Here is an 11,587-nt window from a genome sequence, read left to right as displayed (position 1 = left end):
GTCCGACAGGGCGGGTGGCGGCGATGCGTTACAACTGGCCCATTGATCGTAGAGGAGACAACGTCATGGGACTGAGAACCGGTGTGCTGCTGGTCGTTGTGTTGCTGATCGCGGCATTGGCGGCGTTGAACTGGGGGCTGCTCGTCACGCCCACGGCCATGTCGATCGGGGTCATGCAGGTGACTGCGCCTTTCGGGCTGATCATGCTCGGGCTCACGGCGCTGCTGGGCATCTTCTTCGTGGCTTATGTCGTCTACCTCCAGAGCTCCAGCCTGATGGAGACTCGCCGGCACACGAAAGAGATGCAGGCCCAGCGCGAACTGGCCGACAAGGCGGAGGCCTCGCGGTTCACCGAGTTGCGCAACTTCCTGGAGACGCAGGAGAACGTCCACATGGCACGCAATGCCGAGCGCCATGCGGCGCTGCTCGCCAGGGTGGAGCAGCTCGAGACGGCGATCCGGATGCGCTCCGATCAGTCGGACAACACGCTCGCGGCGCACATCGGCCAGCTGGAAGACCGCTTCGACCGCCGCGCGTCCGTGTCGGCGGCCGGCATGCCGCCGGCCGTCTGACCGAGCTTACTGGGCCAGCACCCAGGCGGCGAGCTTCTTCGCGTCGGCCTCGCTGACCTGGTTGTTCGCCGGCATCGGCACCGGACCCCAGACGCCGGAACCGCCCTTCATGATCTTGGTGGCGAGCAGGTCGACGGCACCCTTGTTGTCCTTGTACTTGGCGGCGACGTCCTTGAAGGAGGGGCCGAGCACCTTGCGATCGACCGCGTGGCAACTCATGCAGTTCTTCGAAGTGGCGAGGGCCAGGTCGGCAAGTGCGGGCGCGCTACAGCAGAGGCCGAACAAAGCAATCAGCAGTGCTTTTTTCATGGGGTTCCAACGAGACGGGTGGGGTACAGTCGATCCAACGCGATTGTAGGTAGGGCGGTGCACGCCCTTTTCCACGCGTCCGCGCAAATAACGGAGGAGTCCGAAATGTGGTTTCTGATGCTGGGCCTGCTTGGTGTGGCGCTCAAATTGCTCGAATTCAGCTTTGTCGCCACGATGAGCTGGTGGATCGTGCTGACCCCGTTCGGGCTCGCGATCGCCTGGTGGGCCTGGGCGGATTCCTCCGGCTACACCAAGCGCAAGGCCGTCGAAAGGGAAAACGCCCGCCGGCAAGACCGCATCGATCGCCAGCGCAGCAATCTCGGCATGCTCACCAGCCGGTCGAACCGCCGGAGGCGGTGACCGGCACCGCCCCGGGGCTGGTTGCTCAGAACTTGTCGAGCACTGCGCCCGAGCTGGCGCTCGACGCATTGAACGCGAACTTGGCCTGCACGCCACGTGTGTAGCGCGGTGCCGGCGCCTTCCAGCCTGCGCGGCGCTTCGCGATCTCCGCCTCGGGCACGTTGAGCTCCAGCTTGAGTTCGTGCGCATCGATGGTGATCGAATCGCCTTCGTTGACAAAGGCGATCGTGCCGCCGGCAGCCGCCTCGGGCGCCACGTGGCCGACCACCATGCCCCAGGTCCCGCCGGAGAAGCGCCCGTCGGTGATGAGGCCCACGCTTTCGCCCAGGCCGGCGCCGATCAGCGCGCCCGTGGGCGCCAGCATTTCCGGCATGCCGGGCCCGCCCTTCGGGCCGAGGTAGCGCAGCACCATCACGTCGCCCGCCTTGATCTTGCCGTCGAGGATGGCCTGAAGCGCCGACTGCTCGTCGTCGAACACGCGCGCCGGTCCGGTGATGACCGGGTTCTTGAGACCGGTGATCTTCGCGACTGCGCCTTCGGGCGAGAGATTGCCCTTCAGGATCGCGAGGTGGCCCTCGGCGTACATCGGATTGCCGATCGTGCGGATGACCTCCTGGTCGGCGCGCGGCTGGTCGGGCACGTCCTTCAGCACCTCGGCAATGGTCTGCCCGGTAATCGTGAGGCAGTCCCCATGCAGGAGACCCGCGTTCAGCAGCACCTTCATCACCTGCGGGATGCCGCCCGCCTGGTGGAGATCGACCGCGAGGTACTTGCCGCTCGGCTTGAGGTCGCACAGCACCGGCACCTTCTTGCGCATGCGCTCGAAGTCATCGATGGACCATTCGACGTCCGCGGCATGGGCGATGGCCAGGAAGTGCAGGACCGCGTTGGTCGATCCTCCGGTCGCCATGATCACGGCCACCGCGTTCTCGATCGCCTTCTTGGTCACGATGTCGCGTGGCTTGATGTCCTTCTTGATTGCCTCGATCAGCACCTTGGCCGATTCCCTGGCCGAATTCTCCTTTTCGTCGTGCGGATTGGCCATGGTGGACGAGTAGGGCAACGACATGCCCAGCGCCTCGAAGGCGGAGCTCATCGTGTTCGCCGTGTACATGCCGCCGCAGGAGCCGGTGCCGGGGATGGCGCGCATCTCGATCTGCTTCAGATCCTCGTCGCTCATGTTGCCCGCGGCGTTCTGGCCGACCGCCTCGAACACGCTCACGATGTTCAGGTCCTGGCCCTTGTACCGGCCCGGAAGAATGGTGCCGCCGTACACGTAGATCGCCGGCACGTTGGCGCGCAGCATGCCCATCATGCCGCCCGGCATGTTCTTGTCGCAGCCGCCGACGACCAGCACGCCGTCCATCCACTGGCCGCCGACGCAGGTCTCGATGCAGTCGGAGATCACCTCGCGGCTGACGAGCGAGTACTTCATGCCTTCGGTGCCCATCGCCATGCCGTCCGAGATGGTGGGCGTGCCGAACACCTGGGCATTGCCGCCGGCTTCCTCGATGCCCGCAATGGCCGCATCCGCCAGCTTCTGCAGGCCGGAGTTGCACGGCGTGATGGTGCTGTGGCCATTGGCCACGCCGACCATCGGCTTCTTGAAGTCGGCTTCCTCGTAGCCCATCGCGTAGAACATCGAGCGGTTCGGCGCGCGGCTCTTGCCTTCGACGATGTTGGCGCTGCGGCGGTTGATCTGGATCGTTTTGGTGTCCATCGTGTGTCTCGTGGGTCGGGAATCGGGGACGACAAGTATCGGACGATTGATTGATTGGTTCCAATCCGATTTTTGTGTCTGATTGATATGCTTGACGAATGAAAGAAGCCTGGATCGACCTGAGAGCGTGGCGCCAGTTCGTCGCAGTTGCCGAGGAACTGCACTTCGGCCGCGCCGCGGCGCGCCTTCACATGACCCAACCGCCCGTCACGCAGGCCATCGCGCAGATCGAGAAGACGCTCGGCGTCGTGCTGTTCGACCGCACGCGACGCCGCGTGGCCCTCACGCCCGCCGGCGAGGCCCTGCTGCCCGATGTCCGCGAACTGCTGGCGCGCGCCCAGGCGCTCCCCGCCCGCGCCCGGGCGGCGGCCGCAGGCGAGGTCGGGCGCGTGCGCCTCGCCTTCGTCTCGACCATCGGCTTCGAACGCCTGCCCGCGTGGGTGCGCGAGTTCCGCATCCAGTGCCCGGAAGTCGCCCTCGAACTGGTCGAAGCCACCGGCGACGTCCAGCTCGAAGCCTTCTCGCGCGGCGAGATCGACGCAGGCCTGATGCTGCACTCCCCCGGCTTCGCCCCTCCGGGACTGGAGCGACTGGCGGTTTCCGAAGAGCCGCTGGTGCTGGCCGTCCCGGCGAAGCATCCCTTGGCAAAGGCAAACAAGGTACCCCTCGCGGAAGCACTGTCCGAACCGCTGGTGATCTTCCCCCGCCGCATCGTCCCGTCACTCCACGACACGATCTTCGCCCTCTACCACGCCGCCGGCCGCACCCCCCAGATCGCCCAGGAAGCCATCCAGATGCAGACCATCGTCAACTTGGTCTGGGGCGGCCTCGGCGTCGCCTGGGTCCCCGAAAGCGTCATGCAGTTCCGCCGATCAGGCGTCGTCTACCGCGCCGCCAGCGAATTCGAACCGCCGCCCCGCCGACGAACCGCCGCCCCCTTGCCCCGCTGCGAAACAAGCCTGGTCTGGCCCCCGCAAGTAGACAACCCAGCATTGTCCCGCTTCGTCCAATTCATCAGAGCCTGAATCCCAGCCCGGCGGGTGATGCCAGGAACACCGCGGATCCGGCTCCACCGGTCCGCCGGTGTTGCCCCCTGCAAGGGGGTGGAGAGTGACACGAAGTGCACGAGCCTGGGGGTGTTTTAATCCAGCATGCTCATGTACCCGCAGATCAACCCCGTGGCATTGCAGCTCGGGCCGATCGCCATCCACTGGTATGGCCTGACCTATCTGGCCGCTTTCGCACTCTTCTTTTTCCTTGGTACCCGCCGCCTGCAGCACGAGCCCTTCCGCTCCATTACCGGCCCCGGCGCCTGGACGCGCAAGGACCTCGAAGACATCCTTTTTCTCGGCGTGATGGGCGTCATCGTCGGTGGCCGGTTGGGCTATTGCCTGTTCTACAAGCCGGGCTTCTACCTCACGCACCCGCTCGAGATCTTCTTCGTCTGGCAGGGCGGCATGAGCTTCCATGGCGGGCTGCTGGGCGTGATCGCGTCGATGGTCTGGTTCGCACGCTCGCGTTCGCGGCCGTTCTGGCAGGTGATGGATTTCGTCGCGCCCTGCGTGCCCACGGGGCTGGCGGCGGGCCGCGTCGGCAACTTCATCAACGGCGAGCTCTGGGGCCGCTTCAGCAGTCCCGATCTGCCTTGGGGCATGGTCTTTCCGCAAAGTGGCTCGATGCTGCCGCGCCATCCTTCGCAGGTCTACCAGTTCCTGCTCGAAGGCCTGCTGCTTTTCGTGATCCTGTGGCTCTACGCGCGCAAGGAGCGGCGCGAGCGCCGCGTGTCGGCCGTGTTCCTGATCGGCTATGGAGTGATGCGCTTCATCGCCGAGTACTTTCGCGAACCGGACGACTTCCTCGGATTGCTTGCGCTCAACATGAGCATGGGGCAGTGGCTGTGCGTGCCGATGATCGTCTTCGGCATCTGGCTTTACGCGACGGCCCCAGCCCGCAAGGTGGGCGTGCCAGCGCGGGCCTGAGCCGGCCTGCGGCAGCAGGGTATCTCCGAACGTGGAAATGCCTTGCGTGCCGGCATCCAGTTCCCATAATTACGCGTAATTTCCAGAAATCACACCACCCCTGACTCCTGCCTTTCGCTGCCCATGCGCCTGGTCCACAACTCCCTGCACGATGAAGTGGCCGCGACCTTGCGCGAGGAGATCTTTAACGGCGAGCTGGCGCCAGGCAGTTTCATCGACGAGGCGACCCTCTGCGAACGGCTCGAGATTTCGCGCACGCCCCTGCGCGAAGCGCTCAAGGTGCTCACCGCCGAAGGGCTGGTGCGGCATGAGCCGCGGCGCGGCTGCTTCGTGGCCGAAGTCACCCAGCGCGACCTCGACGACATCTTCCCGGTGATCGCGCTGCTGGAAGGCCGCTGCGCCTGGGAAGCCGCACGCAACGCGAGCGATGCCGATATCGACGCGCTCGAAACGCTGCATGCCCGGCTCGCGAAGAACGCGCGCGCCAAGCGCATCAACGAGTACTACGCGACCAACTTCGCGATCCACGAAGCCATCATCATGCTGGCCGACAACCGTTGGCTCGCGCAGGTGATCGGCGACCTGCGCAAGATCCTGAAGCTCGCGCGCCTGCAGCAACTGCATGCACCCGGTCGCCTCGAACAGAGCCTCTCGGAGCATCTCGCCGTGTTCGCCGCACTCAAGGCGCGCGACAGCGACGGCGCGGAGGCCGCGATGCGCACCCACCTCAACCGACAGCGCGAGGCCCTGCGGGCGGTCGCGCTCCAACAGAAGGCCAGGCTGATTTCATGAACGCGACCGACTGGATCACGCGCAGCGTCTCGCGCCTGCGCCCCGGCAGCGAGCCGAGCACACGAAAGAGCGCATCCACTCCGGGCCCGCGGCCGTTGTCGGAGCGTCTGGAAGCCACCTTGCGCCGCAACGGCGAAGCGCTCGCCCCACGTGCGCTTCGCCGCGCGCTGGTCGAACTGCAGGCGGTGGTCGACCCGAGCGTGAGCGAAGTCGAGGCCGGCCGCCGCGCCCATGCCGTCGTGCAGTGGTACGCCGGTCGCGAACTGGACGAGCGGCGCGACGTCTGGCTGCTCATGAGCGAGCGTTTCGCGCCCGACGTGCAGAAGCTCAGCACCGCTCGCGACCAGCACGAGGCCGCCGTCGGCACGCCCGACGAAGGCCAGGCCGAGGTGCACCTGCGCCGCGCGCTCGCGTCGCCGCGCGCGCGCCTGCTGCAACGCTTCGCCATCGACCCGGCCGGCATGCGCTTCCTGGTCGACCTGCGGGCAGAACTGCTGCCGCACCTCAAGGGCGACCGCCGATTGCTGCCGCTCGACGCCGAACTCGAACACCTCTTCTCGACGTGGTTCGACGTGGCCTTCCTCGAATTGCGCCGCATCAGCTGGGATTCGCCGGCCTCGCTGATCGAGAAGCTGATCCAATACGAGGCCGTGCACGACATCAAGAGCTGGGCCGACGTCAAGAACCGGCTCGACAGCGATCGCCGCTGCTACGGCTTCTTCCATCCCCGCCTGCCGAACACGCCGCTGATCTTCGTCGAGGTGGCGCTGGTCGATCGCGTCAGCGAGGGCATCGTGCCGCTGCTCGACGAGGCCGCGGCGCTGGTCAAGCCGGACAAGGCCACGACCGCGATCTTCTATTCGATCAGCAACACCCAGACCGGCCTGCGCGGCGTGAGCTTCGGCGATTCGCTGATCAAGCGCGTGGTCGAGACGCTGCAGGAGGAACTGCCGCGCCTGAAGACCTTCGCCACGCTGTCGCCGATCCCGGGATTCCGAGCCTGGCTCGGCAAGAACGCCGCCGGCTTGGTGGAGCGGCTGGACGAGAAGCGCGCGACGGAACTGGGCCGGGTGGTCGGGTCGCTGCCGCCGACCGCGGAGCGCTTCCTGGCCGCGGCCGACGAAGCGGGTGCGCTCGACGCGAAGTCGCCCGTGCGCCAGCTCTTGCTGAACTCGGCCGCCGAATACCTTGGCCGCGCCACCGCCGACGGCAAGCCGGTCGACCCCGTCGCGCGCTTCCATCTCGGCAATGGCGCGCGGGTGGAGAGGCTCAACTGGGCCGGCGATCCCTCGCCCAAGGGACTGAAGCAGGCCTATGGCCTGATGGTCAACTATCTCTACGATCTGAAGCGGCTCGACAAGCACCGGGCGCTTCTGGCGCAGGGCAAGGTGGCGGTGTCCGGCGACATCGACGATCTTTTCCTCAAGAGTTGATTGAGGCGGGCCGATTTTTTTCCCAGGGCGCCGACGGTCCGGGCGCATGACTCGACAACAGCAGGAGACAACAAGATGACCCCCAACTTCCAGCGGCGCGACGTGCTGCGCCTTGCCGCGGCCACAGCCGCGGTCCTGTCCGGCGGCGTGCGCGCCCAGGCGGGCTGGCCCACCAAGCCGGTGACGATGATCGTTCCGTTCCCGGCGGGCGGCGGCACCGATGCCTTCGCGCGGCCGCTCTCCGCGCAGTTCACACGCATCACGGGCCAGACGCTGGTGATCGACAACCGCGGCGGCGCCGGCGGCACGCTGGGCGCCAGCATCGCGGCGAAGGCGCAGCCGGACGGCTACACGCTCTTCATGGGCGCCGTGCACCATGCCATCGCGCCGGCGGTCTATCCCAAGCTGGACTACGACATCGTGAAGGACTTCGTCCCCCTGATGCTCCTGGCGGACGTGCCGCAGGTGGTGGTCGTCAATCCGAAGCGCGTGAGCGCGACGACGCTCCAGGACTTCGTCGCCGCCGCCAAGCAGAATCCCGGCAAGCTCAACTACGCCTCCGCCGGTGCGGGCACCTCGCACCACCTCGCTGGCGAACTGTTCAAGCTGCAGACCGGCACCTTCATCACGCACATCCCCTACCGGGGCGCGGGCCCTGCGCTGCAGGACCTGATCGCGGGCAACGTCGACGTGATGTTCGACGGGCTCGGCTCGTCGGCCCAGCACATCAAGGCGGGCCGGATCAGGGCGCTGATGGTCGCTGGCAAGAAGCGCAATCCTGCGTTCCCTGATGTGCCATGCGCGGCCGAGGTGGGGCTGCCCGACTACACGGTGACCACCTGGTACGGGCTCTGGGCGCCCAAGGGCACCCCGGCGGACGTGCAGGCGAAGATCATCGAGGACATGAGGAAAGCGCTGGCGACCGATGAGCTGAAGACGATCTGGGCCGCCAATGGATCGGAGATCCCGAGCCTCGTCGGCCCCGCGTACGGCGCGTTCGTCAACGCGGAGATCAAGCGCTGGGCCGCGGTGGTCAAGGACTCGGGAGCCAAACTGGAATGACGGCGTCGATCCAGTTGCGCAGCGAAGGCCCGATCGCGTTCGTGACGCTCGCGAACGCCGGCCGGCTTAATGCGATGACACGCGCCATGTGGCGCGAACTGCGCGCCGTCTTCGACGGACTGGCGCGGGACACGTCGCTGCGCTGTGTCGTCGTCGCGGGCGAGGGCCGTGCCTTCTGCGCCGGCGGCGACATCTCGGAGTACCCGTCCTTCCGCTTCGACGCGGCGAGCCTGCGCGAATTCCACGAGAACGAAGTGTGGGCCGGGCTGGCCGCCATGCTGGCCTGCGAGCTGCCGCTGGTCGCCTGCATCGAGGGCGCCTGCATGGGCGCCGGCATCGAGATCGCGAGCTGCTGCGACATCCGCCTGGCCGGCGCATCGTCGAAGTTCGGCGCGCCGATCGCGAAGCTGGGCTTTCCGATGGCACCGCGCGAAGCGGCGCTCGTGCACGGCGCCATCGGCGACGCACTCGCGCGCGACATGCTGCTGGCCGCGAGCGTGCATGGCGCCGATCGGCTCCGCGATGCGGGCTTTCTGCTGCACGTGGTGCCCGATGCGGACGTGGCCGCCGAAGCCCTGGCCCACGCCCGGCGCGTTGCGGCGCTGGCCCCCGAGGCGGCCCGGCTCAACAAGCGCACCTTCTCGGCCCTCCGCCGGTCCGCGGGAACCCCCTCGATGGAGGCACTCGTCGCTGCCGCCTACGACTATGCCGATTCGACGGAGCACCGCGAAGGCATCTCGGCCTTCCTCTCCAAGCGCGCGCCCGTCTTCTGAAATCACCATGACCGAATCGAACAACACCAATCTCTTCGCCGCACTGCGCGCGGCATTTCCGTCCGACCTCGACCGGATCGCGGTCGAGACCGACGACGGCCTCCTGTATTCGTGGCGCGACATCGACCGCGCCAGCGCGATGATCGCGAACCTGCTCGATGCGCTGGAGCTCGGCGAAGGCGCGCGCATCGCGGTGCAGGTCGAGAAATCGGTCGAGGCGATGCTGCTTTATCTCGCGACTTTGCGCGCGGGTTATGTCTTCCTGCCGCTGAACACCGCGTACCGCGAGGCAGAGGTCGAATACTTCATCGGCAATGCCGAGCCGGCGGTGATCGTGTGCAGCAGCGCCAACGCGCCATGGGTCGGCCCGATCGCGACGGCGGCGGGCACGCAGCATGTCTTCACGCTCGACGACGACCGCACGGGCAGCCTGCTCGAAGTCGCCGTGCAGTGCAGCGACCGCCACACCGTCGCGCGCAAGGCGGACGATGACCTCGCCGCCATCCTCTACACCAGCGGCACCACCGGCCGGAGCAAGGGCGCGATGCTCACGCATGGCAACCTACGATCGAATGCCGAGGTGCTGAAAGACTACTGGGGTTGGCAAACGGCGGATTCAGGCGAAGAGGGCGGCGATGTCCTCATTCACGCGTTGCCGATCTTTCACGTGCACGGCCTCTTCGTCGCGATCCATGCCGCGCTGATCAGCGGCAGCCGGATGATCTGGCTCAACCGCTTCGACCCGAAGCGCGTGGTGGCGCGCCTGCCTGAAGCCACGGTGTTCATGGGCGTGCCGACGCTCTATGTCCGGATGCTGGCCGAGCGTGGCCTGACGCGCAAGGCGTGCGCCAACATGCGTCTCTTCATCTCCGGATCCGCGCCGCTCCTGATCGAAACCTTCAACGAATGGCGCGAACGCACGGGCCACACCATCCTCGAACGCTACGGCATGAGCGAGACGGTGATGCTGACCTCCAATCCCTACAACCCGGTGTCGGGGGAGCGGCGCGGCGGCACGGTCGGCTTTCCGCTGCCGGGCGTGCAGCTTCGCGTGCGCGACGATGAAGGCGATGCCTGTCCGACCGACGAGATCGGCCACATCGAAGTCGACGGCCCCAACGTCTTCGCCGGCTATTGGCGCATGCCCGAGAAGACCAGGGAGGAGTTCACTGCCGACGGCTTCTTCAAGACCGGGGACGTGGGCAAGATCGACGGGCTGGGCTACGTCACTATCGTCGGCCGCAGCAAGGACCTGATCATCAGCGGCGGCTACAACGTCTATCCGGCCGAGATCGAGGGCTACATCAACGAGATGGCCGGCGTGGCCGAAAGCGCCCTCGTGGGCGTGCCGCATGCCGACTTCGGCGAGGTGGGCGTGGCGATCGTCATCGCCAGGCCGGGCGCCACGGTCGATGGCGAGGGGATCATCGCGGAACTCAAGTCGAAGCTGGCGAACTTCAAGATTCCCAAGCGTTGCTTCGTCGTGGACGAACTCCCGCGCAACGCGATGGGCAAGGTGCAGAAGGCGCTGCTGCGGGAGCAGCACAAGCGCCTGTTCGAGGCCTGAGCCTTACTGCACCAGCAGGACGGAGATGTCTGTCTCCGCAAGCACCTTGGTGGCGACCGAACCCATGAGCGCGCGGCCGAAGATGCCGTGGCCGTGGGTGCCCATCACGATCAGTTCGGCATGGGCCGCCGTCGCGGCCTTGAGGATTTCTTCGGCCGCGTGGCCGTGGCGCTGGTCGATGACGTAATTGGTGATGCCGCTCTTCTCGAGCAGCGCCTTCACCGGCTCGATCACCTTGCCGGTTTCCTCGGCGTAGTAGTCCGTAATCACGCCCTTGCTGAGATGGCGCGCCACATGCCCGGGAACGCCGGCGCACACGTGCACCAGCAGCAACTCGTTGCCGTCCACGAACATGTTCCGGTGCCTGGCCAGGTATTCGATGGCCTTCTGCGTGTGCGAGCTGCCGTCGATGGCGATCAAGATCTTCATGCACTGCCTCTCTGGTTGTTGCGCAATCCGCGGCGAAAACGCCGCGCGCCCTCGTTATATATAAACCGCGATCAGCGCAGCACCAATACCGGCAACTCGGAATGGGTAAGCACATGCTGTGTCTCGCTGCCGAGGAGCAGGCGCTTGATGCCCTTGCGGCCGTGCGAGGCCATCACGATCATGTCGCTCTTGTGCTTCTTCGCGGCGTTGACGATGGCTTCGGCCACGAGGTCGGAGCTGACCGTCACGGTCTTGATCTTCACGCCGCTCGCCTTCGCGCGCTTGGCGACGGCGTCGAGCGTTTCCTGCGCCGCTTCCGCCCACTGCTTCTCGATCCGCCCGATGTCCTCGGGGGTGAAGACGGCCGCGCCGTCGAAGTAGTTCTTGGGGTAACGCGGCACGACCGTCAGCGCGACCAGCTCGGCGCCGTTCTGCGACGCAAGCTCGATGGCGCTCGCGACGGCCTTCTTCGAAAGCGGCGAGCCGTCGGTGGCAACCAGGATGCGCTGGAACATGGGTGTTCTCCTGAAGATGGATGCGCAGACTTTAAGCCCCCGCGGGCCAGAATGACGAAGCCATCGTCATGCGGCG

General features: G+C 66.5%; 13 protein-coding genes. 9 read left to right on the top strand and 4 right to left on the bottom strand.

All coding sequences use genetic code 11. The features are described 5' to 3' along the window. Positions 1-65 precede the first annotated feature (65 nt). Complete coding sequence (locus ACSFBL_RS15660; protein WP_435516698.1) at positions 66-572, top strand: LapA family protein; 507 nt, start codon at positions 66-68, stop codon at positions 570-572. 6 nt (positions 573-578) lie between these two features. Here ACSFBL_RS15660 and ACSFBL_RS15655 read toward each other — a convergent pair whose 3' ends face one another. Next, positions 579-881 (bottom strand): c-type cytochrome, encoded by a 303-nt coding sequence (locus ACSFBL_RS15655; protein ID WP_435516697.1) that lies wholly within the window; start codon positions 879-881, stop codon positions 579-581. 105 nt (positions 882-986) lie between these two features. On the opposite strand from ACSFBL_RS15655, the gene ACSFBL_RS15650 reads away from it, so the two are divergent. After that, positions 987-1,241, top strand: coding sequence for a TIGR04438 family Trp-rich protein (locus tag ACSFBL_RS15650; RefSeq protein WP_435516696.1), 255 nt, complete (start codon positions 987-989; stop codon positions 1,239-1,241). A 25-nt stretch (positions 1,242-1,266) separates the two neighbouring features. Here the strand turns inward: ACSFBL_RS15650 and ilvD are convergent, their stop codons facing one another. Next, positions 1,267-2,961, bottom strand: a complete 1,695-nt coding sequence (ilvD, locus tag ACSFBL_RS15645) for a dihydroxy-acid dehydratase (protein ID WP_435516695.1) — start codon at positions 2,959-2,961, stop codon at positions 1,267-1,269. A 98-nt stretch (positions 2,962-3,059) separates the two neighbouring features. Between ilvD and ACSFBL_RS15640 the strand changes: the two genes are divergently transcribed. The 7 genes from ACSFBL_RS15640 (at position 3,060) to ACSFBL_RS15610 (ending at position 10,567) form a co-directional block, all read left to right on the top strand. Continuing rightward, complete coding sequence (locus ACSFBL_RS15640) at positions 3,060-3,986, top strand: LysR family transcriptional regulator (protein WP_435516694.1); 927 nt, start codon at positions 3,060-3,062, stop codon at positions 3,984-3,986. A 126-nt stretch (positions 3,987-4,112) separates the two neighbouring features. Beyond that, positions 4,113-4,940 carry a prolipoprotein diacylglyceryl transferase gene (gene lgt, locus ACSFBL_RS15635; RefSeq protein WP_435516693.1) on the top strand — a complete coding sequence of 276 codons (828 nt, stop codon included), beginning with the start codon at positions 4,113-4,115 and terminating at the stop codon, positions 4,938-4,940. Positions 4,941-5,063: 123 nt separating this feature from the next. Next, entirely contained in the window at positions 5,064-5,732 is a 669-nt protein-coding gene (locus tag ACSFBL_RS15630) for a GntR family transcriptional regulator (RefSeq protein ID WP_435516692.1), read from the top strand. After that, on the top strand, positions 5,729-7,165 hold the full coding sequence (locus ACSFBL_RS15625; protein WP_435516691.1) for a malonyl-CoA decarboxylase: 1,437 nt from the start codon (positions 5,729-5,731) through the stop codon (positions 7,163-7,165). Before ACSFBL_RS15630 ends, ACSFBL_RS15625 begins: the two co-directional genes overlap by 4 nt. Positions 7,166-7,240: 75 nt before the next feature. Further along, positions 7,241-8,227, top strand: coding sequence for a Bug family tripartite tricarboxylate transporter substrate binding protein (locus ACSFBL_RS15620; RefSeq protein ID WP_435516690.1), 987 nt, complete (start codon positions 7,241-7,243; stop codon positions 8,225-8,227). Continuing rightward, positions 8,224-9,000, top strand: a complete 777-nt coding sequence (locus ACSFBL_RS15615; protein ID WP_435516689.1) for an enoyl-CoA hydratase/isomerase family protein — start codon at positions 8,224-8,226, stop codon at positions 8,998-9,000. Before ACSFBL_RS15620 ends, ACSFBL_RS15615 begins: the two co-directional genes overlap by 4 nt. Before the next feature lie 7 nt (positions 9,001-9,007). Beyond that, positions 9,008-10,567: a malonate--CoA ligase gene (locus ACSFBL_RS15610; protein ID WP_435516688.1), complete on the top strand. Its 1,560-nt coding sequence runs from the start codon at positions 9,008-9,010 to the stop codon at positions 10,565-10,567. Positions 10,568-10,570: 3 nt separating this feature from the next. Here the strand turns inward: ACSFBL_RS15610 and ACSFBL_RS15605 are convergent, their stop codons facing one another. Together ACSFBL_RS15605 and ACSFBL_RS15600 are read right to left on the bottom strand one after the other, a co-directional pair. Continuing rightward, complete coding sequence (locus ACSFBL_RS15605; protein ID WP_435516687.1) at positions 10,571-10,996, bottom strand: universal stress protein; 426 nt, start codon at positions 10,994-10,996, stop codon at positions 10,571-10,573. 71 nt (positions 10,997-11,067) lie between these two features. Further along, positions 11,068-11,511 carry a universal stress protein gene (locus ACSFBL_RS15600; protein WP_435516686.1) on the bottom strand — a complete coding sequence of 148 codons (444 nt, stop codon included), beginning with the start codon at positions 11,509-11,511 and terminating at the stop codon, positions 11,068-11,070. Between the last annotated feature and the right edge of the window lie 76 nt (positions 11,512-11,587).

It is taken from the genome of Variovorax glacialis (genome assembly GCF_051216375.1).
GTDB lineage: Bacteria > Pseudomonadota > Gammaproteobacteria > Burkholderiales > Burkholderiaceae_C > Variovorax.
Note: the sequence above shows the minus strand (reverse complement) of the source record. Positions and strands in the feature narration are given on the sequence as shown.

Coding starts and splice junctions, on each gene's coding strand:
- ACSFBL_RS15660 (WP_435516698.1), top strand. CDS start 66: ATGGGACTGAGAACCGGTGTGCTGCTGGTCGTTGTGTTGCTGATCGCG.
- ACSFBL_RS15655 (WP_435516697.1), bottom strand. CDS start 881: ATGAAAAAAGCACTGCTGATTGCTTTGTTCGGCCTCTGCTGTAGCGCG.
- ACSFBL_RS15650 (WP_435516696.1), top strand. CDS start 987: ATGTGGTTTCTGATGCTGGGCCTGCTTGGTGTGGCGCTCAAATTGCTC.
- ilvD (WP_435516695.1), bottom strand. CDS start 2,961: ATGGACACCAAAACGATCCAGATCAACCGCCGCAGCGCCAACATCGTC.
- ACSFBL_RS15640 (WP_435516694.1), top strand. CDS start 3,060: ATGAAAGAAGCCTGGATCGACCTGAGAGCGTGGCGCCAGTTCGTCGCA.
- lgt (WP_435516693.1), top strand. CDS start 4,113: ATGCTCATGTACCCGCAGATCAACCCCGTGGCATTGCAGCTCGGGCCG.
- ACSFBL_RS15630 (WP_435516692.1), top strand. CDS start 5,064: ATGCGCCTGGTCCACAACTCCCTGCACGATGAAGTGGCCGCGACCTTG.
- ACSFBL_RS15625 (WP_435516691.1), top strand. CDS start 5,729: ATGAACGCGACCGACTGGATCACGCGCAGCGTCTCGCGCCTGCGCCCC.
- ACSFBL_RS15620 (WP_435516690.1), top strand. CDS start 7,241: ATGACCCCCAACTTCCAGCGGCGCGACGTGCTGCGCCTTGCCGCGGCC.
- ACSFBL_RS15615 (WP_435516689.1), top strand. CDS start 8,224: ATGACGGCGTCGATCCAGTTGCGCAGCGAAGGCCCGATCGCGTTCGTG.
- ACSFBL_RS15610 (WP_435516688.1), top strand. CDS start 9,008: ATGACCGAATCGAACAACACCAATCTCTTCGCCGCACTGCGCGCGGCA.
- ACSFBL_RS15605 (WP_435516687.1), bottom strand. CDS start 10,996: ATGAAGATCTTGATCGCCATCGACGGCAGCTCGCACACGCAGAAGGCC.
- ACSFBL_RS15600 (WP_435516686.1), bottom strand. CDS start 11,511: ATGTTCCAGCGCATCCTGGTTGCCACCGACGGCTCGCCGCTTTCGAAG.